General features: G+C 60.7%; 22 protein-coding genes. 15 read left to right on the top strand and 7 right to left on the bottom strand.

Features of this window, described 5'->3' with window-relative positions; all coding sequences use genetic code 11:
* Nucleotides 1-13: 13 nt before the first annotated feature.
* From ACILSR_RS10475 to ACILSR_RS10455, 5 genes are all read left to right on the top strand, one after another.
* Nucleotides 14-1039: a phenylalanine--tRNA ligase subunit alpha gene (locus tag ACILSR_RS10475; protein WP_395749714.1), complete on the top strand. Its 1026-nt coding sequence runs from the start codon at nucleotides 14-16 to the stop codon at nucleotides 1037-1039.
* Between the two features lie 51 nt (nucleotides 1040-1090).
* Complete coding sequence (gene pheT, locus ACILSR_RS10470; RefSeq protein WP_395749713.1) at nucleotides 1091-3481, top strand: phenylalanine--tRNA ligase subunit beta; 2391 nt, start codon at nucleotides 1091-1093, stop codon at nucleotides 3479-3481.
* 56 nt (nucleotides 3482-3537) lie between these two features.
* Nucleotides 3538-4188, top strand: a complete 651-nt coding sequence (locus ACILSR_RS10465; protein WP_395749712.1) for a hypothetical protein — start codon at nucleotides 3538-3540, stop codon at nucleotides 4186-4188.
* Nucleotides 4189-4548: 360 nt separating this feature from the next.
* Nucleotides 4549-4830 (top strand): hypothetical protein, encoded by a 282-nt coding sequence (locus ACILSR_RS10460; protein WP_395749711.1) that lies wholly within the window; start codon nucleotides 4549-4551, stop codon nucleotides 4828-4830.
* The gene (locus tag ACILSR_RS10455; protein ID WP_395749710.1) at nucleotides 4827-5273 is read left to right on the top strand and encodes a hypothetical protein; all 447 of its coding nucleotides are present in this window, start codon (nucleotides 4827-4829) and stop codon (nucleotides 5271-5273) included. Before ACILSR_RS10460 ends, ACILSR_RS10455 begins: the two co-directional genes overlap by 4 nt.
* Here the strand turns inward: ACILSR_RS10455 and ACILSR_RS10450 are convergent, their stop codons facing one another.
* The 3 genes from ACILSR_RS10450 to ACILSR_RS10440 all read right to left on the bottom strand — a co-directional run bounded on the left by ACILSR_RS10450 (nucleotide 5274) and on the right by ACILSR_RS10440 (nucleotide 7881).
* Entirely contained in the window at nucleotides 5274-6443 is a 1170-nt protein-coding gene (locus ACILSR_RS10450) for an aminotransferase class V-fold PLP-dependent enzyme (RefSeq protein ID WP_395749709.1), read from the bottom strand. It lies immediately after the preceding gene.
* A 65-nt stretch (nucleotides 6444-6508) separates the two neighbouring features.
* A complete protein-coding gene (locus ACILSR_RS10445) occupies nucleotides 6509-6880 on the bottom strand; it encodes a type II toxin-antitoxin system RelE/ParE family toxin (RefSeq protein WP_395749708.1) in 372 nt (123 codons plus the stop codon).
* The gene (locus ACILSR_RS10440; RefSeq protein ID WP_395749707.1) at nucleotides 6877-7881 is read right to left on the bottom strand and encodes a peptidylprolyl isomerase; all 1005 of its coding nucleotides are present in this window, start codon (nucleotides 7879-7881) and stop codon (nucleotides 6877-6879) included. The genes ACILSR_RS10445 and ACILSR_RS10440 overlap by 4 nt, the downstream gene beginning before the upstream one ends.
* 230 nt (nucleotides 7882-8111) lie before the next feature.
* On the opposite strand from ACILSR_RS10440, the gene acs reads away from it, so the two are divergent.
* Nucleotides 8112-10040 carry an acetate--CoA ligase gene (gene acs / locus ACILSR_RS10435; RefSeq protein WP_395749969.1) on the top strand — a complete coding sequence of 643 codons (1929 nt, stop codon included), beginning with the start codon at nucleotides 8112-8114 and terminating at the stop codon, nucleotides 10038-10040.
* A 123-nt stretch (nucleotides 10041-10163) separates the two neighbouring features.
* Complete coding sequence (locus ACILSR_RS10430) at nucleotides 10164-12038, top strand: hypothetical protein (protein WP_395749706.1); 1875 nt, start codon at nucleotides 10164-10166, stop codon at nucleotides 12036-12038.
* On the opposite strand, the gene ACILSR_RS10425 is transcribed toward ACILSR_RS10430, so the two are convergent.
* Nucleotides 11997-13361: an apolipoprotein N-acyltransferase gene (locus ACILSR_RS10425; RefSeq protein ID WP_395749705.1), complete on the bottom strand. Its 1365-nt coding sequence runs from the start codon at nucleotides 13359-13361 to the stop codon at nucleotides 11997-11999. The genes ACILSR_RS10430 and ACILSR_RS10425 overlap by 42 nt on opposite strands.
* Before the next feature lie 127 nt (nucleotides 13362-13488).
* Between ACILSR_RS10425 and ACILSR_RS10420 the strand changes: the two genes are divergently transcribed.
* From ACILSR_RS10420 to ACILSR_RS10385, 8 genes are all read left to right on the top strand, one after another.
* A complete protein-coding gene (locus tag ACILSR_RS10420; protein ID WP_395749704.1) occupies nucleotides 13489-14634 on the top strand; it encodes a glycoside hydrolase family 75 protein in 1146 nt (381 codons plus the stop codon).
* A gap of 28 nt (nucleotides 14635-14662) precedes the next feature.
* Nucleotides 14663-16417, top strand: coding sequence for a hypothetical protein (locus ACILSR_RS10415; RefSeq protein WP_395749703.1), 1755 nt, complete (start codon nucleotides 14663-14665; stop codon nucleotides 16415-16417).
* Nucleotides 16418-16447: 30 nt separating this feature from the next.
* Nucleotides 16448-17689, top strand: a complete 1242-nt coding sequence (locus ACILSR_RS10410; RefSeq protein ID WP_395749702.1) for a PQQ-binding-like beta-propeller repeat protein — start codon at nucleotides 16448-16450, stop codon at nucleotides 17687-17689.
* A gap of 506 nt (nucleotides 17690-18195) precedes the next feature.
* Nucleotides 18196-19515 carry a bifunctional UDP-3-O-[3-hydroxymyristoyl] N-acetylglucosamine deacetylase/3-hydroxyacyl-ACP dehydratase gene (locus tag ACILSR_RS10405; RefSeq protein ID WP_395749701.1) on the top strand — a complete coding sequence of 440 codons (1320 nt, stop codon included), beginning with the start codon at nucleotides 18196-18198 and terminating at the stop codon, nucleotides 19513-19515.
* Nucleotides 19516-19533: 18 nt separating this feature from the next.
* Nucleotides 19534-20334 carry an acyl-ACP--UDP-N-acetylglucosamine O-acyltransferase gene (gene lpxA, locus ACILSR_RS10400; protein WP_395749700.1) on the top strand — a complete coding sequence of 267 codons (801 nt, stop codon included), beginning with the start codon at nucleotides 19534-19536 and terminating at the stop codon, nucleotides 20332-20334.
* Nucleotides 20335-20431: 97 nt separating this feature from the next.
* Nucleotides 20432-21565 carry a glycosyltransferase gene (locus ACILSR_RS10395; protein WP_395749699.1) on the top strand — a complete coding sequence of 378 codons (1134 nt, stop codon included), beginning with the start codon at nucleotides 20432-20434 and terminating at the stop codon, nucleotides 21563-21565.
* A gap of 171 nt (nucleotides 21566-21736) precedes the next feature.
* Nucleotides 21737-22378, top strand: coding sequence for a GDSL-type esterase/lipase family protein (locus ACILSR_RS10390; RefSeq protein ID WP_395749698.1), 642 nt, complete (start codon nucleotides 21737-21739; stop codon nucleotides 22376-22378).
* On the top strand, nucleotides 22375-23412 hold the full coding sequence (locus ACILSR_RS10385; protein WP_395749697.1) for an acyltransferase family protein: 1038 nt from the start codon (nucleotides 22375-22377) through the stop codon (nucleotides 23410-23412). The genes ACILSR_RS10390 and ACILSR_RS10385 overlap by 4 nt, the downstream gene beginning before the upstream one ends.
* 70 nt (nucleotides 23413-23482) lie before the next feature.
* Here the strand turns inward: ACILSR_RS10385 and ACILSR_RS10380 are convergent, their stop codons facing one another.
* From ACILSR_RS10380 to ACILSR_RS10370, 3 genes are all read right to left on the bottom strand, one after another.
* Nucleotides 23483-24088 (bottom strand): HNH endonuclease, encoded by a 606-nt coding sequence (locus ACILSR_RS10380; protein WP_395749696.1) that lies wholly within the window; start codon nucleotides 24086-24088, stop codon nucleotides 23483-23485.
* A gap of 185 nt (nucleotides 24089-24273) precedes the next feature.
* On the bottom strand, nucleotides 24274-24858 hold the full coding sequence (locus ACILSR_RS10375) for an HNH endonuclease (RefSeq protein WP_395749695.1): 585 nt from the start codon (nucleotides 24856-24858) through the stop codon (nucleotides 24274-24276).
* 141 nt (nucleotides 24859-24999) lie between these two features.
* The gene (locus tag ACILSR_RS10370; RefSeq protein WP_395749694.1) at nucleotides 25000-25776 is read right to left on the bottom strand and encodes a nucleotidyltransferase domain-containing protein; all 777 of its coding nucleotides are present in this window, start codon (nucleotides 25774-25776) and stop codon (nucleotides 25000-25002) included.
* Between the last annotated feature and the right edge of the window lie 314 nt (nucleotides 25777-26090).

Genomic DNA, 26090 nt, shown 5'->3' with positions numbered 1-26090 from the left:
AGTGACCGGTTCCATGCTTTCCGAACTCGACACCCTCAAAACCGCCGCCCTGGCCGCACTCGAAGCCGCGCAGGATGAATCCGCCCTCGAAGCCGTACGGGTGAATTTCCTTGGCAAAAAAGGCAGCGTCACCGCCCTCAGCCAGGGCATGAAGGACGTGCCCGTCGATCAGAAAAAGGAAGTCGGTGCCAAGCTCAACGAAGTCCGCACCGCCATCACTGAAGGCATCGACACCAAAAAACTCGCCCTTCAGGCCGCGCAGGATGCCAAGGCCGTCGAAGGCATCGACATCACGCTTCCTGGCCGCCCCGGCGCTGGCATCGGTGCTTTGCATCCGCTCACGCAGATCCGCGATCTCGCCATCCGCACGCTACGCCGCATGGGCTTCGCCCTCGCCGAAGGACCCGAGATCGAAACCGAGTGGCATTGCTTTGACGCGCTGAACACACCGGCCGATCATCCCGCCCGCAACGAGAAGGACACCTTCTACCTCCCAGACGGCCGCCTGCTGCGCACCCACACCTCCAGCGTGCAGATCCGCACCATGGAGGCCGCAAAAACGCTGCCCATCCGCATCATCGCTCCAGGTGCCGCTTATCGCCGCGATGAGATCGACGCCACCCACCTCAGTGTTTTCAATCAGCTCGAAGGCCTCTACGTCAATCAGGACGTCAGCCTCGGCGATCTCAAAGGCACACTCGAATACTTCTTCCGCGAGATCTTCGGCGCTGGCACCGCCGTGCGTTTCCGCCCGCACTTCTTCCCCTTCACGGAGCCAAGCTTCGAGATCGACGTGAAACTCGAGGCCAAGGGCAAGGACGCCCGCTGGATCGAAATCGCCGGCTGCGGCATGGTTGATCCCGCCGTTTTTGCTGAGGTCAATAAAGCCCGTGGCGACACCCTCTTCGATCCCGCCACCACCACAGGTTTCGCTTTCGGCCTCGGCCTTGACCGCCTCGCCATGATCATGCACGGCATCACCGACATCCGTCACCTCATCGAGAACGACGTCCGCTTCCTGCAGCAGTTCGCCGCTTAATTCAGCGCGCCCGTCTTGACCATTCCTTGACCCTTTGACCCGTACCGCATCATGCAAGTTTCCCTCTCCTGGCTCAGCACTCACCTCGACCTGAGTTCCTACACCGTCCCGCAGCTTTCTGATCTCCTCACCTTCGCCGGTGTCGAAGTCGAAGGCATCGAAGAGCGTGGCGTTTCCACAGACAAAGTCGTCGTCGCGCAGATCAAATCTTTCGAGCAGCACCCCAAAGCGGACAAGCTCAGCGTCTGTCAGGTGGACGATGGCAGCGGCAAGCCGCGCCAGATCGTGTGTGGCGCGAAGAATTTCAAAGCCGGAGACAAGGTCCCTCTCGCACTTCCTGGGGCCGTTCTTCCCGGCGGCTTCGCCATCAAGGAAGGCAATCTGCGCGGCGTCGATTCTCTCGGCATGATGTGCAGCGGCAAGGAGCTCGGCCTTGGCGAAGACCATGGCGGCCTTCTCATCCTCTCGCCAGATGCCCCCGTCGGCACCGTCTTTAACAAGCTCTATCCCGCGGATGTGCTGTTCGATCTTGAGATCACGCCGAACCGCCCGGACCTCCTCAGCCACCTCGGCCTTGCCCGCGAACTCGCGGCCCTCACCGGCCTGCCCCTCAAAGGCCAGCGCGACTACGCCAAGGCCGCAACTCCGGTCAAGCCAGCCACTTCAAACATCACGCTTGAAGCTCCGGCCTCCTGCCCGCTTTACACCGCCCGCATCATCAAAGGCGTCAAAGTCGGCCCCAGCCCCGAGTGGCTGCGTCTTCGTCTGGAGAGCATCGGCCTTCGTCCCATCAACAGCATCGTGGACATCACGAACTACGTCATGATGGAGATGGGCCAGTCGCTCCATTGCTTCGATCAGGACAAACTGAATGGCGGCATCACCGTCCGCATGGCGGCTGAGGGCGAAAAATTCCTGGCGCTCGATGGCCAGACCTACGAACTCAAATCCGAAGACCTCGTCATCGCCGACAGCCAGCGCCCCGTCGCCATCGCCGGCGTCATGGGTGGTGAAGAAACCGGCGTCACTGAAGTCACCGTGAATGTGCTCCTGGAAGCCGCCTACTTTGCACCCAGCGGCATCCGCCGCACCTCACGCCGCCTCGGCCTCAGCAGCGACAGCAGCTACCGCTTCGAGCGTGGCATCGATCCCCAGCAGGTGCAGGGCGGTTCCGAACTCGCCACCAAGCTCATCCTCGAAATCGCTGGAGGCACCGCCGAAGACGTCGTTCACGTTGCAGGCGAAGCACCCGCTCTTGTCGGTGAAGTCACACTCGATGAAAAGCGCGCTCGCAGCCTGCTCGGCACGCCCGACATGAGCAGCGATGAAATCCACGCCATCCTCACCAAGCTCGGCCTCACGCTGAAATCTTCCGGGACGGACGAAAGCCTCTGGACCATCCCAACCTATCGCCTCGATCTGCAGCGCTCTGTCGATCTGGTGGAAGAAGTCGCCCGCGTCATCGGCCTTGATCGCGTACCTTCGCGCCAGGCCGCCGTCGCATCGCCCGTCGAGGCCGCGGACCGCACCTATGATTTCGCCATGGGCCTGCGCCAGACCCTCGCCAGCCGTGGCTTCTTCGAAGCCCAAACACTGCGCCTCATCGCCGATGCCCAGCTCGCCGACAGCCTCGGCGGCGGACAAGGCGTGGCTGTGAAAAACCCGCTCAGCGAAGACCACACCACCCTGCGCCCCAGCATCGTTCCTGGTCTCATCGCCACCGCTGCTCTCAACATCCGCCAAGGCCTCCATCGCCTGCGCTTCTTCGAGCTTGGCCGCGTCTTCCTCGCCCTGCCCAAAGGTGGCAGCCGTGAAGAAGAGCGACTCGCTGTCCTCCTGAGCGGCCCTGTGGCACCCTCGAGCTGGCACGGTCGCGAGACATCGCCTGCGGACATTCACGAACTCGTCGGCCAGATCCAGAATCTCACCCGCACTCCTATTGAAGTTCGCCCCGCCAAGGAGAATCCCGCGAACTTCCTCCTCACCAGCGAACTCCGCTCCGGCAATCGCATCCTCGGCTGGATCGCGCAGCTGCATCCTGCCCGTGCGCGCGAAATCAGCGCCCGTCACCCCGTCTATGTCGCCGAGCTTCTCCTCAGCGCCCTGCGCCAGGGCAGCACCGGACCCACCAAATTCGAAGAGCTTCCCCGCTTCCCCGGCATGACCCGCGACGTCGCCATGGAAGTCCCCGCCGACCTCCCTCACGCCAAAGTCGCCGCCTTCTTCGCCACGCAGAAGCACCCGCTCTTCGTCTGCGCCGAAGTCTTCGACGTCTTCAGCGACCCTTCCGGCACCAAGATCGCCAAAGACCGCAAATCCATCGCCTGGACCCTCACCTACCGCTCCCCTGACAAGACCCTCGAAACTCCCGAAGTCGATGCAGCTCACACGGCCATCCTCTCGGCGCTGGAGAAGTCGTTGCCTGCGACGGTGAGGCGCTGATCCGCTTCAATTCTTCAATGAAAACAGCGACGACATTTCTGGCGCGATTCGCCTGCATGTTGCTGCTGTCTTCCTGTGCTTCAGATACAAAACCCAAGGCTACCCAACGCCTGGATTTTGAAACTTGGTGCCTCCAGTCCAAGCTGGAGTATGTCAGCCCGCCGGAGCTGTCTGCAGCGAAAGCTTCAGAAGTCCCTGTCCAAAAACTTGCGGCTCAGCTTGGCGGCGGACTCACGGTGAAGCTTCAATGTGGGATCAAAATCAAAAGCGAATCTTCCTTTTCCACGACCTCCTATTACGAGCTTCGCGATGCCAAGGGCAGCTCACTCGCGAAATTCCCCAGTCGGATATCTCCGCCAGGATTCGAGGGAAACTTTCGCCTCTGGTCTTCCCCAGACTCTTCCCTCATCCTCATCTACGAATGGATCGTGACGGGCGTCGATTCCCACGAAATGTACTTCGTCTTTCACAAAGAAGAGTCCTGGTGGAGCGCCCGTGGCGTCAAAATTCCGCTGTTCCCAGGATCAGGCAACGCCCCGTCCTTGGATGACCCCAATGAAAGACCCGGAAACACCGGCCCTTACGGCCCTCACGTTCTCGGTGTCTCAGGCCGCTCCCTCATCATCATTCCCAAGTACGGAAAACATCGCCGTGCCCGCTTCGAGGACATGGAAGCAGCCCACCCTTTCCCATTCATCGTAGGGTGATGCATGATCGAGGCCTCCATCAAGCGTGACAGGTCTGCGGGCAGGTGCTCAGTCTCCCCATCGCTTAGGCAGTTCCTGGCTTTGGCACCTGGAAGGAGCAGAGAGATATAGCCGGTGGTGAAGCGAAACCGCGAAGCGGTGCAGCGGGAACCACCGGACTTGTCGCACAATCATTCCCACCTCCAGAGTTGCATGCCGAAGGTATGCGAGAAGCCTGCGAACTGGAACATGACTTGAATTAAACATGGAATTCCATGCGAATCCAGCGCCTATCGTATATGACGTCCTCCAGCCCACCCGCAGCTTCATCCGGGCAAACTCCAGCCTTGAGGTCCCTCGACCTTCCTGCATCTTTGGTGCATGATCGCCGCTTTTGAATCCACGGCCCTGGAACGCATGTTGCGTCCAATGAGCGAGCTCATGAGCCACGAACTGGCGCGTGAGCTTGTCGCTTTGAAGGTCGATGATGATACGCAGGAGCGTTACGACTGCCTCGCGGCGGGAAGGCGTGAAGGCACGTTGTCTGCGGATGAAGAAGCAGAGCTGCATGACTTTGTGCAGGTGAATTCCATGCTCAGCATTCTCAAAGCCGAGGCGAGACGGCTGCTGGCTGGTCTGTCTCATCCGGTCACGCCGTCATGAACAATCTAATCAGCCTGCTTATCGCCGGAGTCATGGGGATCAGCCTGACCCTCGGCTTCATCGTGGCGCTTCGTGCGAAGCGGCAATTTGGATTTCTCGCGCCATTGGGATTCATGGTTTCAGCCCTGCTTCAAATGATTGTCCGCGCAGCCATGCTGCCGCTGTTTTCCCAAGATGCTGCAAGATTAAGCCATGAGTCCGTCCGTGACATCACCTCAAAACTGAGTGCCGATGACGCGATCTTCTATCTTAGTCTGGGCGGACATGCTAATGGCATCTGGCATTTGGGTGCCATTGCTTTCCTGATCTGCGGCTTGATCGATTTGAGAGCCGCAGGCGGTGCTTCAACAGGAAAGCTCCGCTATCCGCTCATCATCTTGGGAATTTTGCTGATGATGATCTCTGTATTTTATCCCAGCCTGATGGTTGTAAGGTGGTGGTAATTACCCCACCTCCCCCATCACCCTCGCCACCCGCTCCATCTCCCCCTCCGTATTATAAAAATGCGGGCTGAACCGCAGCAGCATTTCACCCGCGCGGTTGTGCCTCAGCGACGTCGCGATGTTACTCGCCGTAAGCTTCTGCGACACCTCTTCCAGCGAACGCTGCGGATGCTGCACCGTCGTAATTGCCGAAGCGTTGATGCTGTTGTGCGGGTCAGGCCCCAGGAAGGTAAATCCCTGCGGCTGCAATCCTGCATGCAGTCTCGCTTTGAGCTTCAAAAGCTGTGCGCTGATGTCTGGAATTCCAATCTCCAAAATCAAATCAATGCCCGCCTTCATGCCGAGAATTCCGGAGATGTTTAGCGCGCCCGGTTCATAGCGTCGGCCACCGCGTTCAAAGGCGATCTCCTCCTGCGCGATGAAATTCGGGCTGCGCACGTTCCAGGAGCCCAGCAGGCTCGGCCGTAGCAGGTCCTGCAGCTCTTCGCGCACATAAAAGATCCCCGCGCTCATCGGTCCCAGCATCCACTTGTGTGAATCCGCGGAGAGGAAATCCACATGATCCACCCGCGTCTCAAACGCACCCACTGTTTGAATCGCATCAAGGCAGAACAATATCCCGCGTTCTCGCAGCATGCGGCCGATGCGGTCGATCTCGATGCGGTAGCCGCTCTGGAAATGGCAGGACGCCAGGGCCACGAGCTTCGTCTTCGGCGTCAGCGCGGCTTCCACCAGTTCCGGCGTTATCTCTCCGGGGGCTGCTGGCTTCAGATGCTTCAGCACCACCCCATGGCGCTGCAAATCCGTCCACGGATACACATTGGCAGGATAGTCATCCAGATAGCTCACTACCTCATCGCCCGCCTGCCACGACAGACCGTTGGCCACCAGGCTGAGGCCCACCGAGGTCGGTCCGATCAGCGCGATCTCGCTCGCCTTGGCGCCGATCAACTCCGCAGCCACCACTCGTGTTTCATTCACGGCCTTCCACGCCTCGGGATACTCCTGCATGCGCAGGCTGCAGTGCTCCAGGTAGTCCTGCATTGTCTTCGCCACACGGCGTGGCAAAATGGTGACACCGGCATGGCCGAGGAACAGGCTGTCTTTGATCACCGGAAACTCCTGCTGCCGCAGGGTTTCATCGGACAAAAGGGCATCGAGAGTGAGCATGGCTGAAATAACGAACGATCAAAGCGCAACGCGACGAAATTCGTCTTTCTGCATTCGTCGTTCCTCTACGCCACCTTCAACGTCTTCGCGCCTTCATCAATAAGGTGCCAGAAGCTCTTCGACTGGCTTAGCGCCTCGTCTTCGCCGCCACCCGGCAGGTTGCTGCGGAAAAGGAAATCCGTGAGGGTGTTCTTGTGCAGCACCCGGTGCACGCGCACATTGCCTTCCACGATGGCGAAGTAGATGCGGTGGTCTCCCGCACGGCAGCGGTAGAGTTTTTTGCCACTGCGCTCCAGCACGCCGTAGCGCCTGGCCAGGATCGTCTCTTCAATGTCCGCGGGCTGAATGTTCAGCGCCTCCAGCAGGTGAAACTGCACCTGTGTGGGCAGGTGCGAGAGTTCGGCAGCGCTGATGTCATTGAATACGATCTGGATCATTGGGCTGTGGCGGATGATGTTGGAGTGGTTGGCACGAAACGTCTGATCACATGCTTTTTGCGCACGCTCTCCATCCAGCGGTCGATGTTTGCCTTGGATTTTTCGGCGTTGATCATTCGCTCGATTTCCGCGCGATACTGCTCCAGGGGCGGCGCTGCTCCGAGCTTCTTAGCATCGCACGAGACAATGACGTAGCTGGTTTCCATGTCCAGCACGGGGCTGATGCCGCCTGTCTTCAGGTTCATGGCGGCATCGGCGATCGCGGGCAGCAGGTCCGTCTTGTACATCCACTCCCATGCGCCATTGCTCTCGGCGTGGCTGTCTTTGGAGAAAGTCTTTGCCATCAGCCCGAAATCCGCGCCCTGCAGAATCTTGGTGCGCAGCTCATCCGCTATTTTCCGCTGCTTTTCGGGGGTGGATCCCGTCTCGTATTTCAAAATCGTAATGGTGGAGATTTTGATCTGGTCGCCTTCACGCCACTTGTCCACGTTCTTGTCGTAGTACTCCTGCACTTCGCGCGGCGTGGCCGGCGGGTGCTCGCCTGAGTGGCGCTGGCGCATCACGGTCATGATAAACATCTTCTCCTGCTCCTCGCGGTACTTTTTCATCGAGGTTCCCACCTTGGCCAGCTCATCCACCAGTGCGTCCCGGTTTCCTTTGAACACGTCGCGGATGATGGTGTTGATCTGCTCGTCGATGTACTGCGGCTTGATCACGCCGCCCATTTTGCGAAACTCAGCCAGCAAGATCTCGCGGTCGATCAGGTTTTCCAGCGAGCCCGCGCGCACGGCGGCCAGTTCCTTTTTCAGACGGGCCGGATCATTTTGGAGCTGAAACATCAGCATCTGCTCACGCTCCCGGATGCTTTGCGCCACCTCGGACGACATGATCGGCACCCCGTCCACGCTGGCCACAACGCCAAACGAGGTCTGCTGGGCTGGGGCGCGGGTGCAGACGATGGCCGCGAGGAGAAGGATCAGGCTGTGACGCAGGGGGTTCATGGCGAAAGAGGCATCTATCGTAGTTCTTGGGCACGTTGTGGCAAGACGAACTTCGCCCCTTCATGGCCGGCGGATGCAGCTTCGCCTTGCGCACGGGCGGCTCCGGCTTCTAGTCAGCGCCTCCTTACCGCCGACCCCACCCAGCCATGAGCAAGAAAGCCGCCGCTAAACCCTCCCCCAAAAAAGCCGCCAAACCCGCCGCCAAGTCCGGCGGCAGCTCCCAGTCCCTGATGACCGAAAGCCGCGTCTTCAAACCGAGCGCCGAGTTCTCCAAAAAGGCCCGCATCAGCTCGATGGCGCAGTATAAAAAAATGCACGAGGAGTCCGTGAAGCAGCCTGAGAAATTCTTTGGCCGTGAGGCCAGGGAACTGCACTGGACCAAGCCTTTCACCAAGGTGCTCGACTGGAAGTGCCCGAACGCCAAATGGTTCCTCGGCGGCAAGCTCAACGTCAGCGAGAACTGCCTCGACCGTCATCTCGCCGGCCCGCGCAAGACCAAGGCCGCTCTCATCTGGGAGGGCGAGCCCGGGGAGAAGCGCGTCCTCACCTATCAGCAGCTCCACCGTGAAGTCTGCCGCTTCGCCAATGTGCTCAAGCGCAACAAGGTGAAGAAAGGCGACCGGGTCATCATCTACATGCCCATGGTTCCCGAGGCCGCCATCGCCATGCTCGCCTGCACCCGCATCGGCGCCATGCACAGCGTCATCTTCGGCGGCTTCAGCGCGGAGTCCATCAAGGACCGTGTGCTCGACTGCGGCGCCAAAATCGTCATCACTGCGGACGGCGGTTACCGTCGTGGCGCCGTCGTTCCTCTGAAGAAGAACGTGGACGATGCCCTCAAAGCCAAGGACACCCCGGTCGAAACCGTCATCGTTTTCAAGCGCACCGGCCAGGATGTGCACATCGAGGAAGGCCGCGATGTCTGGTGGCACCGTGAGCTGGAATACGTGGACTCCCATTGCGCCCCTGTCGCCATGGACTCCGAGTCCCCCCTCTTCATCCTTTACACCAGCGGCAGCACCGGCAAGCCCAAGGGCATCCTCCACACCACCGGCGGCTACCTCCTGCATGCGCAGATGACCTGCAAATACGTCTTCGATCTGCGCGACGACGACGTGTACTGGTGCACCGCGGACATCGGCTGGGTCACCGGCCACACCTACATGGTCTATGGCCCGCTCGCTCTCGGCGCCACCTCGCTCATGTTTGAAGGCGCGCCAAACTGGCCTGAAAACGACCGCTTCTGGAAGATCATCGAAGAATACGCCGTCACTGTGTTCTACACCGCGCCCACCGCCATCCGCGCCTTCATGAAGTGGGGAGATGAGTGGCTCAAGAAGCACGACCTCAGCAGCCTCCGTCTCCTCGGCACTGTCGGCGAGCCGATCAATCCGGAAGCCTGGATGTGGTATCACAACAAAGTCGGCGGCGGCAAATGCCCCATCGTCGATACCTGGTGGCAGACCGAAACCGGCGGCCACATGATCACCCCGCTCCCCGGTGCCACACCCACCACCCCCGGCACCGCCACGCTGCCCTTCTTCGGGGTCGATGCCGCCATCGTCGATGACCTCGGCAAGGAAGTCGGCGTCAATGAGCAGGGCAAGCTCGTCATCCGCAAGCCATGGCCTTCCATGCTTCGCGGCATCTGGGGAGACAAGAAGCGCTACCAGGACGCCTACTGGGGCGACTTCAAAGGCTGGTACTTCGCAGGCGACGGAGCACGCCGCGACAAGCAGGGGAATTTCTGGATCATCGGCCGCATCGACGACGTGCTCAACGTCGCCGGTCACCGCCTCGGCACCGCCGAAGTGGAGAGCGCCCTCGTCTCCCACCCCGCCGTGGCAGAAGCCGCCGTCGTTGGTCGTCCGGATGAAATGAAAGGTCAGGGTGTTGTCTGCTTCGTCACCGTGAAGGAAGGCATCACCTCCAACCGCGACCTCGGCGAAGAGCTGAAGAAGCACGTCCGCAAAGTCATCGGCCCGGTCGCCACTCCGGATGAAGTCCGCTTCGCCGCCGCCCTGCCCAAGACCCGCTCCGGCAAAATCATGCGCCGCCTCCTCAAGCAGATCGCCGCCGGCGAACTCATCAAAGGCGACACCACCACCCTCGAAGACATCAACGTCATCGCCCAGCTCGCCGCTGGCGGCGAAGACTGATCTGCGTCTGTCACCTCCTGGCTGCGGCATTTTCAAAGAACGAAAATGCCCGCAGTCAGGCGGTTCTGCTTGAAGCAGAGCATTGACAGGTGCCCCGGCACCTCCGCTATCCTGAGGTTCATCATGAAAATGAACCTCGTGCTGCTCCTGCTGTTCGGTGTCTGCATGCCCTTGTTTGCCGAGGACCCGCTGCCGCTGGATCGGTCCTGGCCGTCGAAGGAAAGGGTTCCGCCCAATGTGCGGCTCACCCTCCGCCTTCCAGAGACTGTCATTCTCGGTCAGGAAATCCCGGCCGCGCTCGTCGTGCACAATGACGGCAAGAAACCCGTCGAGATCCATCCCGGAGGTGACTACCGCAGCACCGGCTACCCGCAGCGCTTGAAGGTGCGTGTGCATGATGCTGAAGGCACATTGCTCATGGAACTGCCTCGTGAGGCCTATGGCTTTGGCGGGGGCGGCATCTCGGTTCCAGTCACCATCGCTCCCGGTGCCAGTGCGGAGGTCGCGTTTCCCCTCGACTGCTACGTCAGCTTTCAGCAGGCGGGAGTTTACACCATCACTGCCGGGCACGATCTCGGCTGGAAGTTCGATCCGCTGCATCCTCACCCCGTCGCGAAGGCGCCGGTGAAAGTCGTGCTGCCAACCGAGGACGAAGCAAAGCGATACATCGATGCCGCTTTTGCACGCCAGCCCGCCATCCCACCCCGAGACACTTCGGACGCTCTGAAACTCGAGATGGAGCTGGACAAGACGCTCTGCGTACTGCGCCATCCGCTTTTCCTGCCTCTCCTCATTCCACATGCCAGAGCCGGAGCAAAGTCTGCCGTGAAGGGCATCGGCCAGATCACCACACCGAACGCCTCTCAAGCTCTGCTGGACTTGCTCGATCATGCTTCTGCGGACGTCGTTGAAACCAGTGCCATTCAGATACTACGCCGCCTGCCTTCTCTTGAAGACGGCAGCGAACCCGCGCAAGGCTTCAGTTGGGGATCGCAATATCAGATCGACCCGCTGCTTCCAGCCTCTTGGGACGACCGTTTTGAAAAGCCGCTGCTCCAATCTGCCCTCAAACTTCTATGGCACGAATCAACGGCTGTTGTGCGCATCGCCGCCCAGATTCTGCAATCGCGCGCACGCCCCGAGCACGCGCAGCAGGTGCTGGACGTTCTTGAGCAATCCATGGTATCACAATACAAGCTGCCTGCGGGGTGGAAGGCGAATTCCCTGGACCTCCCCGGGCCACAAGGGGTTCTGCTGCAAATTCTCGATGGCATGCGCAAACGCGGCTGGCGGCTGGAAAGCGGCGATGGAGGCAACGCGCGCCAGGTGGCTTGGCTGCGCCAGCTCGCGGACCAAGAGGTGCCAAAGCCAAAGGGTGAACAGTGGAAGAACAGCATGCTAGAGTCTGTGGCGTACGGTCCTCCCGCTCTGAAGGTCTGCGCCTTGCAGGCCATTCCGCAGCCGCTGAATGATGCTGCTGCCAAGGTGGTGCTCAAGGCCCTCGATGATGACGACCTGCGGGTGCTCCGCGTTGCTTGTGAAACCGCAGGCGCATCCAAGCGAGCGGAGTTCATCCGCCCTCTGTCTCAGATCGTCGAACTCGAGCACGAAAGCTTCCTGCAAGGTGCGGCCCATCATGCTGCTCTCGCTTGCGGCGGCAGACTGCCTCTTTGGCAGGCCTGGGCCGGCGCCATTCCCGACAAGGAATGCATGCACACCGCCATCAGCTCCCTGATTCGCGGCACCGTCAGCCTTCCTGCTTCTTCCGGCAGCGGTGGCAGCACCAACTACACCCGCGAACAGCGCTTCTCCATCCGCGATGCATGGCTCGCCTTCCTGCAGCAGCATCAGAAGACGCTCGCCGCAGGGGAGAAGGTGCCTCCTCCCGATGCCGCGACGGCTGCCCGGCTGAGCGGCGCCAATTTTCAACCCAACCACCCGGCCGCCGAGATCAACCTAACCGACGGCACGCGCTGGCCTCCGCGCTCCAAAAAATAACAGGGTCGTCCAGATCACCAGTGCAACCAGCGCCACCCATGGAGTCAGCCAGCCCAGCCTGGTATAAAATGTCAGCTCCGTCCGCCGCTCAATCGTTCCGCCAAGGCTTCCCGTTTTCATCGCACCCAGCGACTTCAAGGCCCTGCCGTGAGAGTCGATGATCTGCGATACTCCGGACGAAGCCGCCACCACCATGCCGCGCTGGTTCTCCGCGGCACGCACCCGGAAAAGCTGCGAGTGCATGATGTGCTGCCGCTCCGACCAGCTTGCGGCATCCATGGAAGGCACAGCAAAAAACTCCGCTCCCTCCAGCGTCATCCGCCTCACCACATCCTGAAAGTCGCAGTCGAAACAAATCGGTGTGCCGATCCTCCCCAGCGACGTCACCACCGGCAGCGCGGTCTTGCCGTGCTCGCCATCGTTGAAGAAATGCACCGTATGGTTCTTGCCATGCTCTCCCAGCACGCTCGTGCCGTCGATCGTCAGCGCCGTGTTCTGCCACTTAGGCCCTTCGAGCCGCGTCTGCGTGCCAAATACCAGCAGTGCCCTGCGCTCCTTGGCAAACGCCTGTACTTTCTCCAGCTCGCTCCTGGCCACGTTGCGAACATCGATGGGAATCGTGTACTCCGGCCACACGATGAGTTCCGTGTCATCAGCAGCCGCCTCTTTGGCCAGCGACATGTAAGTCCCCGTGGCAGCTCCTTCGGCCTGAACGGCGACGACCTTGACCTGCGACGGTCCCGGAACGCGCTCCGAAACCACCAACGCATCAAATTGCACGATCATCAGCCCTCCGAACGCCACCCAGCCTGCCTTCGCTCTGAAAAGCGCGGCAGCCAGAGTCAGCATGCAGACAAACCCCAGGCCGTACACGCCCACCGTTGACACCAGTGGCCACGGTTCCAGCGCCAGTCCCAGATGCATCCAGGGAAATTTCAACGGCATCACCTCGCAGCGCACAAACTCCGTTCCCGTCCACGCCACGGCGATGAAAAATGCCAGCCGCCACCCTGCGGTCACCCCGCGCTGCTGCGCCATGCAGACCAGCCAGCCAAATGCCGCTGGGAACACCGCCAGAATGCCCCAGAGCAAAAGGCTAAACGGCCCGAAGAGCTGCCACAGCCATGACAGGCCCGTGCCGAAAGCGATCATGCCCCACCAGTAGCCGGTCATCAGCCCGTGCACCGGACGCGCTCCATGCAGCAGGCCCGCCAGCACTCCCACGCTGAGCAGCGCCAGCGGCCACCAGCCATAGGGAGGAAAGGCAAACGCATAGGCCACGGCGCTGGCCACTAGAAGAAGGATTCGGTTCGCGTGCTCCATGGTGCGGGTGAAATTACAAAGTTGCTGCCTTCATGTGCAAGCCCGCATGATCAAGAACATCTGTTTTGCATCGACGTCAGCACCAAACAGACCGAAGCATGCGCTGCCTTCCCCTCTCATCACCTCCATGATCACGCCGCGTTCCCTTTTTATGCTGCTGTCTCTCTTTGCCTTGTTCGGTTGCTCCAAAAAGCAGCCGCAGGAGGAGACTGTGGCAACCCCAGGCCTTCCCGCATGGGTCGTGGGCGATACCGAATCTCTGCCCGTCAAAAGATCCACTTCACCCGCCTACCTCCAGGTCGAAAAGACCGTCTCGGTCCTTCGCCCTCGGCCACTGACGAAAATCGAAGCACTCGAAAAGCTCAACCCCGGCCTCTCTTCAGCCCTCCCGCAGCTGGCCGGACTCCTCAGCAGCGCAGAAGTCTCTCCCAAGTTTAAATCTTTCTATGATGCCAAGATCAGCGCCATCAAGGACGGCGACATCATGAGCACAGATGACTACTTCGACTGCGCCACTGTGCTCCATCTCACCTCTCCGGCCACCGGTCGCAAAGCAGTCCTGTTTCAGTCAGACATGGACGTGGACACAGACGGCACCGACCCCGTGCGCCTCTCCCGTTTGCAGGACTACGATGATGCGCGCATCTCCCGCAGCTTTCAGCCCCTCCTCGCCTACTCCTGGGCTCAGTCGGCCGGCCAGCGTGCTGCCAATCCCTTCGTGCAGTATTATGCAGACACCCTTTCAAAGTTGCGCGGCTTCCGTCAGCAGGTCTCCCAGGAGGCCGCTCAGGATCATGGCTACATCTGGCAGTCCTTGCAAAAGCAGCTTGATGAAACGATCTCCAGCCTCGACCGCCGCGCCAAATACTACGACGAAGACCTCCGCACGCGCCGCTCCCTCGTCGGTTCTCTTGATCCCTTCATCGTCGTCCCGCAGACCTGGCCGGACCGCCTGAAGCAGCCCTTCAGCGTGCAGGTGGGGGACTTCGTCGCCGTCATCGCCGGTGGCAAAGTGTATCCCTGTGTCGTTGGAGACACCGGGGGCGATGCCAAAATGGGCGAGGCTTCGCAAAGAGTCGCGCAGGCCATCAACCCCAAAGCTTCCGGGCGAAACAGCGCGGCCGATGATGTCTCTGTGACCTACGTGATATTTCCACAAACAAGGCTTGCCATGACCGCGCCGGACCTGTCAGTCTTCCAGGCCGAGGTGGCCCGCCTGCTGCAGGAAATGGGCGGCCTCGGCGCAGAGACCCTTTTGCACCACTGGCAGTAACACGACCCCATCCACGATTCGACATCCCATGAGCAACGACGTGACGCCCTCGCCATCCCCCTCGCCTGCGCCGCAGCCCCCACCTGCCGTTCTTCCTCCGCCCTCGGGAGTGCGTGTCAAAAACAAGCGTCTCACTGAGCTCATCCAGCGCCTGCGCGTTCTCCTCGCGCCCGGCACCTTCAATCCCAAGTTCAGCTTCCTCGCCCTCATCACCGTCCCGCTGCTCGTCTTTTGCCTTCATGCCTTGTTTAACAGCGGCATGATCATCATCAAGCCCCTCGGCGAAATCGTCGTGCCCGTGGGACCCGATGTTCCCTCTCAGGTCGTCTTTGCCGCCCGCCTCGGCGAATGCGCGGACAAAGGCGAGCAGATGGACGGCGCGCGCGGCGTGTTCATGCCGCCCATGCTCACCGTCTGGGTGCGCAACTTTGACGGCTGGCTCATGGACCGCGCGGAGGGAAACGAAGCCCTCCTCAAAGACTCCGGCTTCACTCCTGCCACCTACCGCACCTACCTCTCTTTGCGCGCCAACAAGGGCCGCGTCCAGAGCGCAGCCCAGGAGGCTGGCTTCCGCAAATGGCTGCGCGAGATCATCGTTGATCCCCGCCTCATCGGCAAGCCGGGCGTGCCCGAACCCGCCTCGCTGGAGCAGATGTTCAATGATGCGGATGTGCACGGCCAGACGGACAAGCGCCCTGAGCTCGCTCCCGTCACCGTCACCGCCAGCATGCTCACCTTTCAGGGCAGGCTTCTCGAATATGTGCAGCAGAAGCCCGAGCTCCTCGGCAGCTTTAAAATCACCGAAACCCTTTCTCACAATCTGGACACCTTCACCCGCTTCCTGGCGGAACGCGGCATGCGCTGGGAGCAGAAGCTCCGGGATGACAAGCTCAAGTTCCAGTCATGGCTCGAGTCCAGCCGGCGCAATCTCTGCCTCACCATCGGCGGGCGCGAGTTCACCAGCATGAAGCCGGATGCCAAAGGCCACAGCACCCTTGCCTCCGGCACGCTCAAAGGCCAGACCGAGGACGACACCCTCAATATCCTGCTCTTCCGCCGCCTCACACCCTCCAGCACGGAGCAGGAGCAGTGGCGCGATCTCGTGTCCACATATGGCGTGGACAGCAAGGCCGCCATCACCGTCGCCATGCGTACATCGGACGACAATGGCAAAGTCACTTCCCTCAAAATGGCCACCGTGGTCAATGGCGGCACGCTCGAGCACGACAGCGTCGTCACGCTCCCGTTGCGTCCCGTGCTCATGCGCTCCATCGCCTGGGCCGCACTGGCCGGCGTGCTCTGGCTCATCATCCTCGTCTCCATGCAGACCGGCACTCTCCGCGCCGCCCTTCCGGAAAATGATCCCGTCATCACCGACTGGACGAAAAGCCCCTGGAGCGCCTCCCGCGTCGTCTTCGCCTGGTGGCTTGCCATCTGCACCGGCTGCTACCTCTTCCTTTGGGCCATGAAAGCCCAGATGGATGTGCTCTCCGGCTCCGCGCCTCTCCTCCTCGGCATCAATGGCGGCACCCTGCTCGCCTCTTCCTTTGTCGGTGGCAGTGCCCCTGCTCCCCATCGCAGTTTCCTGGAGGACATCGTGTCCGAAGGTGGCCAGGCGGAAATCTCACGCCTGCAGCTGCTCGTGTGGAATGCCGTTCTCGGTCTCGTCTTCATCTGGCAAAGTCTCGCCGACTGGCAGATGCCCACTTTCGATCCTTATCTGACCACCCTCCTCGGCATCAGCTCCACCGCTTATGTCGGTTACAAGGTCGCCTCCAAATAGCACCGCCATTTATTCCAACCTCTCCCTCCCATGAAACTCGTCCTTCTGCTGAGTCTCGCCCTGGGTCCGCTCACCACATTGCATGCCGAAAACTGGCCCATGTGGCGCGGCCCCAATGGAGACGGCACCACCACTGAGTCCAGCCTGCCAGAAAAATGGAGCCAGACGGAAAATGTCGTGTGGAAAGTGGCGCTGCCAGACCGTGGCAACTCCACCCCAGTCGTCTGGGGAGACAAGGTGCTGATCACCCAGGCCATCGAAAAGGAGGGAAAGCGCCTCCTGCTCTGCTTTGACAAAAAGACCGGCAGGCAAGTGTGGGAGGCGGGCATCACTTATAAGGAGCCCGAGCTCACCCACGGCACCAATCCCTACTGCTCCGCCTCGCCCGCCACCGATGGCGAGCGAATCATCGTCTTCTTTGCCTCCGCCGGCGTCTATTGCTACGACATGGAAGGGAAGGAACTCTGGAAGCGCACCGATCTCGGCAAGCAGCACCACATCTGGGGCAATGGCACCTCCCCAGTCCTCGCGGGCGACCGCGTGTTTCTGAACTTCGGACCTGGCGAAAACACCGTCCTTTACGCCTTTGACAAAAAGACCGGCAAAACCCTCTGGCAGCACAAAGAACCCGGCGGAGCATCCGGGGAAGGGGAGGGCAAAAAATGGCTCGGTTCCTGGGCCGATCCCCTCCTGCGCAAAGTCGGCGCACGCAATGAGCTGCTCATGTGCTTTCCACGCCGAGCCTGCGCGTTCGATCCCCTCACCGGCAAAGAACTCTGGACCTCCGCCGGGCTCACCGACCTCGTCTATAACTCACCTCTGTATGCCGATGGCGTCATGATCGCCATGAGCGGCTACAACGGCGCCGCCCTCGCCGTCAAAGCTGGTGGCTCTGGCGATGTGACGGAAAAAAACCGCGTCTGGCAGCTTCCCAAAGTCAGCCAGCGCATCGGCAGCGGCGTCGTGCATGCCGGCTACCACTACATCCTCAGCGACGGCGGCATCGCCGAATGCCGCAACCTCAAGACCGGCGAGATGGTTTTTCAGGAGCGCCTCAAAGGCAACAACTGGTCTTCCCTCGTCCTCAGCTCCGACGGCAAATGCTACGCCGCCAATCAGATCGGCGACTGCTTCGTTTTCAAAGCCGCCCCCAAGTTCGAACTCCTCTCCACCAACTCCCTCGGCGAAAAAATCATCGGCTCCATCGCTGTCAGCGACGGCCAGCTCTTCATCCGCGGTTACAAGAACCTCTGGTGCATCGGCAAGAAGTAAGGCCGCATCAGACCACCGCTGAATCAGACGCCCTGCATCCTCTTACAGCACGCTCCTTTGAAAACGGGTCTGTGCTTCGCCCGCAGAAAGCTCTCAGTGCAGCGGCTCCGGCAGGAGTGGGATCATCCTGATCCCACACGCTCTCACCTCGCCCACAACGCTGAGTTTAAGAAAACAGACGCGGAGACCATCGAGTTTCGCGTCACTCTCAAGCCCGGCGAGGAACGTGTGATCAACCACACCGCGCATTACATCCGGGAGGCAATAGGGCAGCCAGGTCTCCCTGCCACGAGTGACGATCCGTCTCGCTTGCCTGCGATGGGTACTGACCCATTTGGCCCGCCTATGCCTCCCACAAAAGGCGCTACAAAGGGACCACCACCCTGATCTGCGAAGGTGCCGCACCAACAGGGTGGGCCGTCCCTAGCCCAAAGACGGGACACCCGCCCCTGCATTTCCCTTTGACCCTGCCGGGGCACGACGCTAACGAACACGCTTCCCAGCCTATGGCCGCCTCTGACCGACAGCACACTCTCGCCAAGCCCGTCTCGATGAAGGGCACCTCGCTGCATACCGGCGAACAGGTCACCCTCACCCTCCAGCCCGCCCCGGAAAACTTCGGTTTCAAATTCCGTCGCATCGACTTGGAGGACAAACCCTTCATCCCGGCCCTCGTCGAAAAAGTCCAGAAGGTCGAGCGCGCCACCACCATCTCCGAAGGCGGCGTCAATGTGCACACCGTCGAGCACGTCATCTCCGCCCTCGCGGGCATGGGCGTGGACAATGCCATCATCGAGATGGACGCCAACGAGCCACCCATCGCCGACGGCAGCTCCATGCCCTTCGTGGAGCTGATCAAATCCGCCGGACTGCAGGAGCAGAAGGAGGCCCGCAAGTTCTTCGAAGTGCGCGAGCCCATCTACCAGGAGACCCGCGACGGCACCATCCTCACGATCGTTCCCGACAAAAAATTCCGCATCTCCTGCACCAACGTCGGCCCCGGCGGACGCTTCACGCAGTACTTCAGCACCGAGATCACCCCCGAGACCTACGAAAAGGAAATCGCCGCCGCGCGCACCTTCGTGTACTACGAGGACATCGCCCCGCTCATGGAGAAGGGCCTCATCAAAGGCGGCACGCTCGAAGCCGCCGTCGTTATCCGCGGCGACACGCTCCTCTCCAAGCAGCCCCTGCGCTTTGCCGATGAATTCGTGCGCCACAAGATCCTCGACATCGTCGGCGACCTCATGCTCTCCGGCAAGCGCATCCTCGGCCACGTCATCGCCGTGCGTCCCGGCCACGGCCCGAATACGGAACTGGCCCGCGCCATCGTCGCGCAGTACAATCAGATGCGCAGCATGGTGCCCGCCCCGGTGAACATCCCCGGCGGCGAAGCCGTCCTCGATATCAACGAGGTCATGAGCATCCTGCCTCACCGCTATCCCTTCCTGCTGGTGGACCGCATCATCGGTTTCGAAGGCGAGTCGAAGTGCACCGGCATGAAGAACGTCACCATCAATGAGCCCTTCTTCCAGGGCCATTTCCCCGGCCACCCCATCATGCCCGGCGTGCTGCAGCTTGAGGCCATGGCCCAGGTGGCCAGCATCGTTCTCCTTCGCATGCCCGGCAATCAGGGCAAGATCGGCTACTTCATGAGCGCCAACAACGTCAAGTGGCGCCGCCCCGTCCTTCCCGGAGACACCCTCATCATCGAAACTGAAATTCTCAAGACCAAGCGCAGCATCGCGAGCGGCATCGGCCGCTGCAGCGTCAATGGCCAGGTCGTTTCTGAAGCCGAGCTGATGTTCAGCGTGGTGGACCGCTAAAAGACAGACGACTCACGCATGCCAGCCTCGATTCATCCGACCGCCATCATTGATCCCTCCGCCAAGATCGGAGCAGACGTCCACATCGGACCTTACTGCATCATCGGCGCGGACGTGGAGCTTGGAGACGGCTGCTGGCTGCAGCACCACGTCACCGTCATGGGGCCGTCCAAGATCGGGAAGAACAACAAGTTCTTCGCCTACGGCTCCATCGGCCAGCAGACCCAGGACCTGAAGTACAAGGCCGAGCCCACCTGGCTCGAAGTGGGAGACAACAACACCTTCCGCGAGTTCTGCTCCGTCCATCGCGCCACCTCTCCTGGCGACAAAACGATCATCGGCAGCCACAACAATTTCCTCTCCTACGTCCACATCGCGCACGACTGCATCGTGGGAAATCACGTCATCTTTTCCAACAACGGCACCCTCGCAGGCCATGTCGTGGTGGAGGATCACGTCATCATCGGCGGCCTCACCGCCGTGCATCAGTTCTGCCGCATCGGCACCCGCTCCATCATTGGCGGCTGCGCCAAAGTCGTGCAGGACATCCCGCCTTATTGCACCGCCGATGGCAACCCTGCCCGCGCGCGCGGCCTGAATATCGTCGGCCTCCAGCGCGCTGGTTTCTCCCGCGACCAGATGCGCTCCCTTCGCGAGGCCTTCCGCAAGGTCTATCGCTCCGGCTTGAACAACGCCCAGGCCGTCGAAGAACTCCGCACCGGCGACCTCTCCCCCGAAGCCGCCGCCTTCACCGATTTCGTGGCCTCCACCAAACGCGGTATCATCCTTGGTGGCAAAGCCGCCGAAGACGAAGAGTAGCTCTTTTCCTGCGGAACAGGGGAGCGCGTGGCAGACACCTTTCACTGCATCCGTGCTTTCACGTGCCTGCTGAATGGTGCTAAGTTGTGTGTCTTTGATGCAAATCCTTCTAGTCACTGAGCCTGGAGTGGACGGCGTGTTTCGGCACGTCGAAGCCCTCGCGTCGTTTCTGCTCTCTCACGGCCATCGCGTCCACCTCGCCTACTCAGACGTCCGCGGCTCCGACCGCCTCACTCAACTGGTCGCCAAAGTCTCCGCTGCCGGCGGCATGACCACCAACCTCGCCGTCAGCAACGCCCCCGGCCCCGGCGATGTGGGAGCCATCCTCCGGCTGCGCAAACTCGTGCAGCAGGCCCGGCCAGACGTCATCCACGCCCACAGCTCCAAAGCCGGCGCCCTCGCCCGCGCGCTGCCCTTCCTCGGCATTCGCCAGCCCATCTTCTACACCCCGCATGCCTACTACGGCCTCTCTGGCAAAGGCGGAATGAAAGCCAGGGTCTTCAACTCTGTCGAAACCCTCCTGGGCCGCGTCGGCACCACCATCAATCTCTCCGAAGGCGAAAAAGCATTCGCCTCAGACACCCTCCACATTCCCAAGTCCCGCCTCCGCCTCATCCCCAACCCCGTGGACTGCGTCCGCTTCCAGCCCGCCGATTCGGCCAAGCGGCAGCAGATCCGCACCTCCCTTGGCGTGCCAGAAAACGCCATCCTGCTCGGCTCCGTGGGCCGTCTGGCATTCCAAAAAGACCCCCTGACCCTTTACCGGGCATTCGCCAAGGCCTCCCAAGCCCGCCCCGATTTGTGGCTATATCATCTCGGCGATGGGGAACTTTTTGCCGAATCCGACACACTTGCTGGCGAATTGGGCATCCGTTCCCGCATCGTCCGCCAGACCTATTTGTCCGAGCCTTTGTCGTTTTATCAGGCCTTGGACGGCATGATCCTCACTTCCCGCTACGAAGGCCTCTCCTTCGCCGTCCTGGAGGCCCTGGCCTGCGACCTGCCCGTCATCCTCAGCCAGGTGCCGGGAAACCTCGACTTCACCGAGATGGGCCTCTCTCACTGCTGGTCCGCACCCAAGGAGAACCCCGACGCATTTGCCAGCGCCATCGCGCAATGGGCGGCAGATTGTGGCAAAGGACGCCCCTCAAACCACCGCCAAATCGCCGAATCCCGCTTCAGCCAGGAGGCCTGTTTCGGGGCCATCGTGCGCGAATACGAAAGTAGTTAAGAGCTTCAGCTCGTTCTGAAAAGCCCCCAAACCACCCAGAACGAGCTAAAGCTCTGGACTACTTTATTGCCGCACCGCCGCTTGATCTCCCGAGCGCTGGAGCTTAGCTTTTGGGTTGTAATGCCACCTTTTCGATATTTTCTAGGTTTTTTGTGCTTTTCCACCCTGTGGATGCATGCGGAAGAGGTGCCCTGGGAGCCTGCGAAGCGTGACGCCACGCCCTACTGGGAAGGCGTCGTCAAACAGCAGGCCGAGACTATGAAGCAATCCCAGGCCAAGATACTCTTCCTCGGCGACTCCCTCACCGAAAGCTGGGACAAAACCATCTGGGAAACCCGCATCGCCCCGGCCAAAGCCCTCAACTTCGGCATCGGCGGCGAAGGCCCCCAGCACGTCCTCTGGCGTATCGACCACGGCATCTTGGAAGGCCCGGCGCCTGAAACGGTGGTCCTCATGATCGGCATCAACAATTACTGGCGACACTTCTCCGCATCCGATACCGCCAAAGGCATCGAAACCATCGTGGACCGCATCCATTTGCGTCATCCTGCCACGCACATCGTGCTGCTGGGCCTGCTGCCAGTGTATGAGGCTGATTCGCCCATCCGCCCATGGATCAAGGAAATCAATGCCCGGCTCAAAGAGGTCAAGCAGGTGGAATATCACGACCTTTCCACCGCTTTCCTGGAAGCCGATGGCAACCAGCGCCTGCAGCTCTTCCAGGAGGATCATTTGCATCTCTCCAAGGCGGGCTACGTCGTGCTCACGCGCGAGCTCACCCCTGTGCTGAAGCTCTCAGCCGCCCTGCCATGAAGTCCATCAATCCCACGCTGCGAATCTCCGAACTGGACGCCCTGCGTGGCATCGCCGCCATGGCGGTGCTGCTGTTTCACTTCACCAGCGGCATCGCAAAAAACTGGACCTTTCATCTCTACGACCCTCCATTCCAGTTCGCGCATGGCGGGGCAGGGGTGGACCTGTTTTTCATGATCAGCGGCTTCGTCATTTTCATGACGCTGGATCGCGCCCGCTCGGCCACACATTTTGCCATCGGGCGCTTTTCACGTCTTTATCCCACCTTCTGGGCCTGTGCTGCCATCACGCTGCTTATCACTGCAAACTGGGGCCTGCCGGGCATGGAGGTGACGCCACGCGATGCGCTCTGGAACATCACCATGCTGCCGCGATTTGTGCGGGCGCAGATGATCGATGGTGCCTACTGGTCGCTGGAGTTCGAACTGCTCTTTTACATCGCCATGCTCATTCTGCATCAGCTTGGTGCTTTCAAAAAGGTCACCATTCCCGTGCTGCTGCTCTGGCTGGCGGCGGCTGCGGCAGCGCATGGCATCCTGACGCATGGGAGCGCAGATTCGACGCTCTACCGCCTCACCGGAAAGATCAAAGCCGTCACCAGCCTCGACTACATACACCTGTTCGGCATCGGGATGATCTTGTATGATTCCCACCGCCGTCGTGCGTGGAGCGTGGGCCACACGCTGGTGCTGCTGGCCTGCGCGGCCATCGCGTATTGGAAGGCGGCCTTTCCGCTGCATTTCCCGCTCGTGGCGGGCTTTGCGCTCATCTTACACCTCGCCACCACAGGCTGGCTGCCGTTCCTCAATATGAAGCCGCTCGTTTTTCTCGGAGCCATTTCGTATCCACTTTATCTCATTCATCAAAACATCGGTCTGGTGCTCTTGAATGCGCTGGGTGCCGTGACGACGAATGCGTGGATGAGACTTGGGGTTACCATCGGTGCCATGGTGCTGCTCGCATGGCTGATCTCAGTGGGCATCGAGCGGCCGTCGATGCGGTGGGTGCGTAACAAGCTGAAGAGGTTTACATGAACTCAGGAGAGGGATCATCCTGAGCCCCTTCATTCAAACCGAGGACGGACCAGAGGGGCCCTCTTTTAGTTTACACCTCAAACACTCCCGTCGCTCCGGAGAGAAACATCTCCCAGTCGCGCACGCGGTGGTGGTTTTTGATGAGGTGGGTCACGGGGATTTCACGGGGCACGGCGGGACGGCGCAGAAGTTTCAGGCCGGCTTCCTCCGGCAGCTTGTTGCCTTTGCGGCTGTTGATTTTGCGGTCCGCCAGCACGCAGTTTTCCCAGTTGCTCAGGCCGCCGCGGGAGACGGGGATGATGTGGTCGATGTTCCCCTCATGCGGTCGCAGCTTGCGGCCCGTGTACTGGCACATGCCGCCGTCGCGTTCCCAGATGGCCTTGGCGCAGAATTTCGGGCGGCGCTTGGGCACTTTGTCAAAACGGGCCAGCACGAGTACGGAGGGCACACGCACCGGCCCATGAACGGTGCCGATGCTGTTGTCTCCTTCGCGCACTTCGAGCTTCAGCCAGTCCTCCCAGGTGACGGGTCTCATGTCTCCGGCAGCGTGGATATCGAGCGCTGTGGCATTGCCCGCCGCCATCATGCTGAAGGACTCAATGGGCGTTTTCGAGTCGATGGCCTGCCAGTGCCGATTCAGCACCAGTACGGTCGTTTTGGTCAACGTTTCATTCATGCATAGCTCCTAATTTGGAATTTCGGCACGAAGGAACTCACACTCGGGGTGTTCGTTCCTTGATGTTGGACCAGCATGCTGGCGAGTCCTGGCCGTTTGCCAAGTGCCAAGATTGTTTCCCCGCGCGGTTTCTACGCCAGCATAGGCAAAAAGCCGCCGGGGTGGAGGCACCCCGGCGGCAGTGGTTATTTGCCCAGAAACATCTCCCAGTCGCGCACCTGGTGCGTGTTGCGGATCAGGTTCGTGACGGGCAGTTCGCGTGGCACGGCTGGTTTTCGCAGCAGCTTCAGGCCGGCTTCTTCAGGGAGCTTGTTGCCTTTGCGGCTGTTCACGCGCTTGTCCGCCAGCACGCAGTTTTCCCAGGACGTGGGTCCGCCACGGGAGAGCGGCACGATGTGGTCGATGTTGCCTTCGTGCGGGCGCAGCTTGCGGCCGGTGTACTGGCACAGGCCGCCATCGCGCTCCCAGATGCCACGCACGCCAAACTTGGGCCGCTTTTTCGGCACCTTGTCATAGCGGGCCAGCACCAGCACGGAGGGCACACGCACCAGACCGTTCACGGTGCCGATGGAGTTGTCCCCTTCACGCACGGGAAGGGTGAGCCACTCCTTCCATGTCACCGGACGGATGTTTCCGTCAGTTTCGATGTCGAGAGCTGTCGCAGCGCCGGTGGCTATCATGCCAAAGGCCTCCAGCGGCGTTTTGACGCCGATGGCCTGCCAGTTGCGGTTGAGCACGAGGACGGTGGATTTGCTGAGGAGTTCGCTCATGGGATGCGGGGTGGAGTTGGATGGTGTGCATGACATCCCGGCACGTACTTCCCGGCAGCGGTGTTCGTTCTTGAAGTGAAAATGGCAGCCTGGAAGGAGGAACGCTCCCCCCAGGCTGCGAGTGCAGGCATGCGTGCCCTGCTAGTTCTTCAGCGCGTATCGCCTGAAGAAGAGGTCGAGTTCATCAAGATCGCCGAGGCTGTCTTCGGGATCGCTCAGCGCCTTGAGCCTCTGCAGTTCCGCGGTGATGAAACGCGAGAGCACAGCATCGGGCGCGGACTTGCCGAGCTCTTTGCCTGCGCGCTTGCGGGCAACGAGGGCCTCAAGCGCCACGCGGATTTCGCGTTCCTCGAGCACGGCATCCACCAGCTCCTGAAAGAGCATGGGCACCTGACCGAGCGAACGCTCGATCCAGCGGCAGGCCAGCAGAGGACGGAAGACGTAGAGGTATTTTTTCAGGCTGACCTGATCGCGTCCCTCCAAATAATCCTTCCAGTTGCCGTAGGCCATGTGCAGGTAGTGCGCGAAGCAGCGCCGCGGAGAATAGAACATCTCCGTCAGCTCGCCGAACTCATGGGTGAAGACCGGGTCGTGATGATAGACCGTAGGCGACTTCATCCATTCGAGGAGCGGCGGATTGCTTTTGCGCAAGAGACGAAGCGCCTTGCGCAGCTCCCAGCCGCTCACGTCGAGTTCATCGCTCAGGGGCTGCTCGATCACATCGCGGCCCAGTTCGATGGACATGTACCATTCACGACGGTGCACGTACAGGAAGCGCACATCGTAGTCGCTGTCTTGGGATTCAAAACCCCAGGCGCGGCTGCCGCTTTCGCAGGCATAGAGCACACGGACATTCTTTTCTTTTTCGAGGCGGGTGAGCGCATGACGGACGCGCTCGGATACGTCATTGTTTTTCATGGGAGGAGTTTCTTTTGTGTGGGAGTTGGGATTGAGGGTGGGAATGAAATGGAGCGGCCCCGGTTAAAGGGCCGCTCCCAGCAGCACGGACGATGATGCGAGATCACCGTGGTGCAGCCGTCTCCAGCAGCGGGGGCAAGCCCGCAGGGCATGGTGCTGGTTCAAGGCACGGTCATGGCCTGTGCTGCACGCCGGAATAAAATTGGTCGCCCGTGAAGGTGCTGCCCCCTCGATTTCTGGATGTAAGCCAGATGTGATGCTGTTTCACCAACAGGCGTGGAAATGGTGGTCGGTCCACAGGGACATGCACCCTG

Source organism: Prosthecobacter sp. (assembly GCF_044222565.1).
In the GTDB taxonomy this organism is placed as follows: Bacteria; Verrucomicrobiota; Verrucomicrobiia; order Verrucomicrobiales; family Verrucomicrobiaceae; genus Prosthecobacter.
The sequence above is the reverse complement of the archived record's forward strand: the minus strand, read 5'-3'. Positions and strand labels throughout refer to the sequence as shown.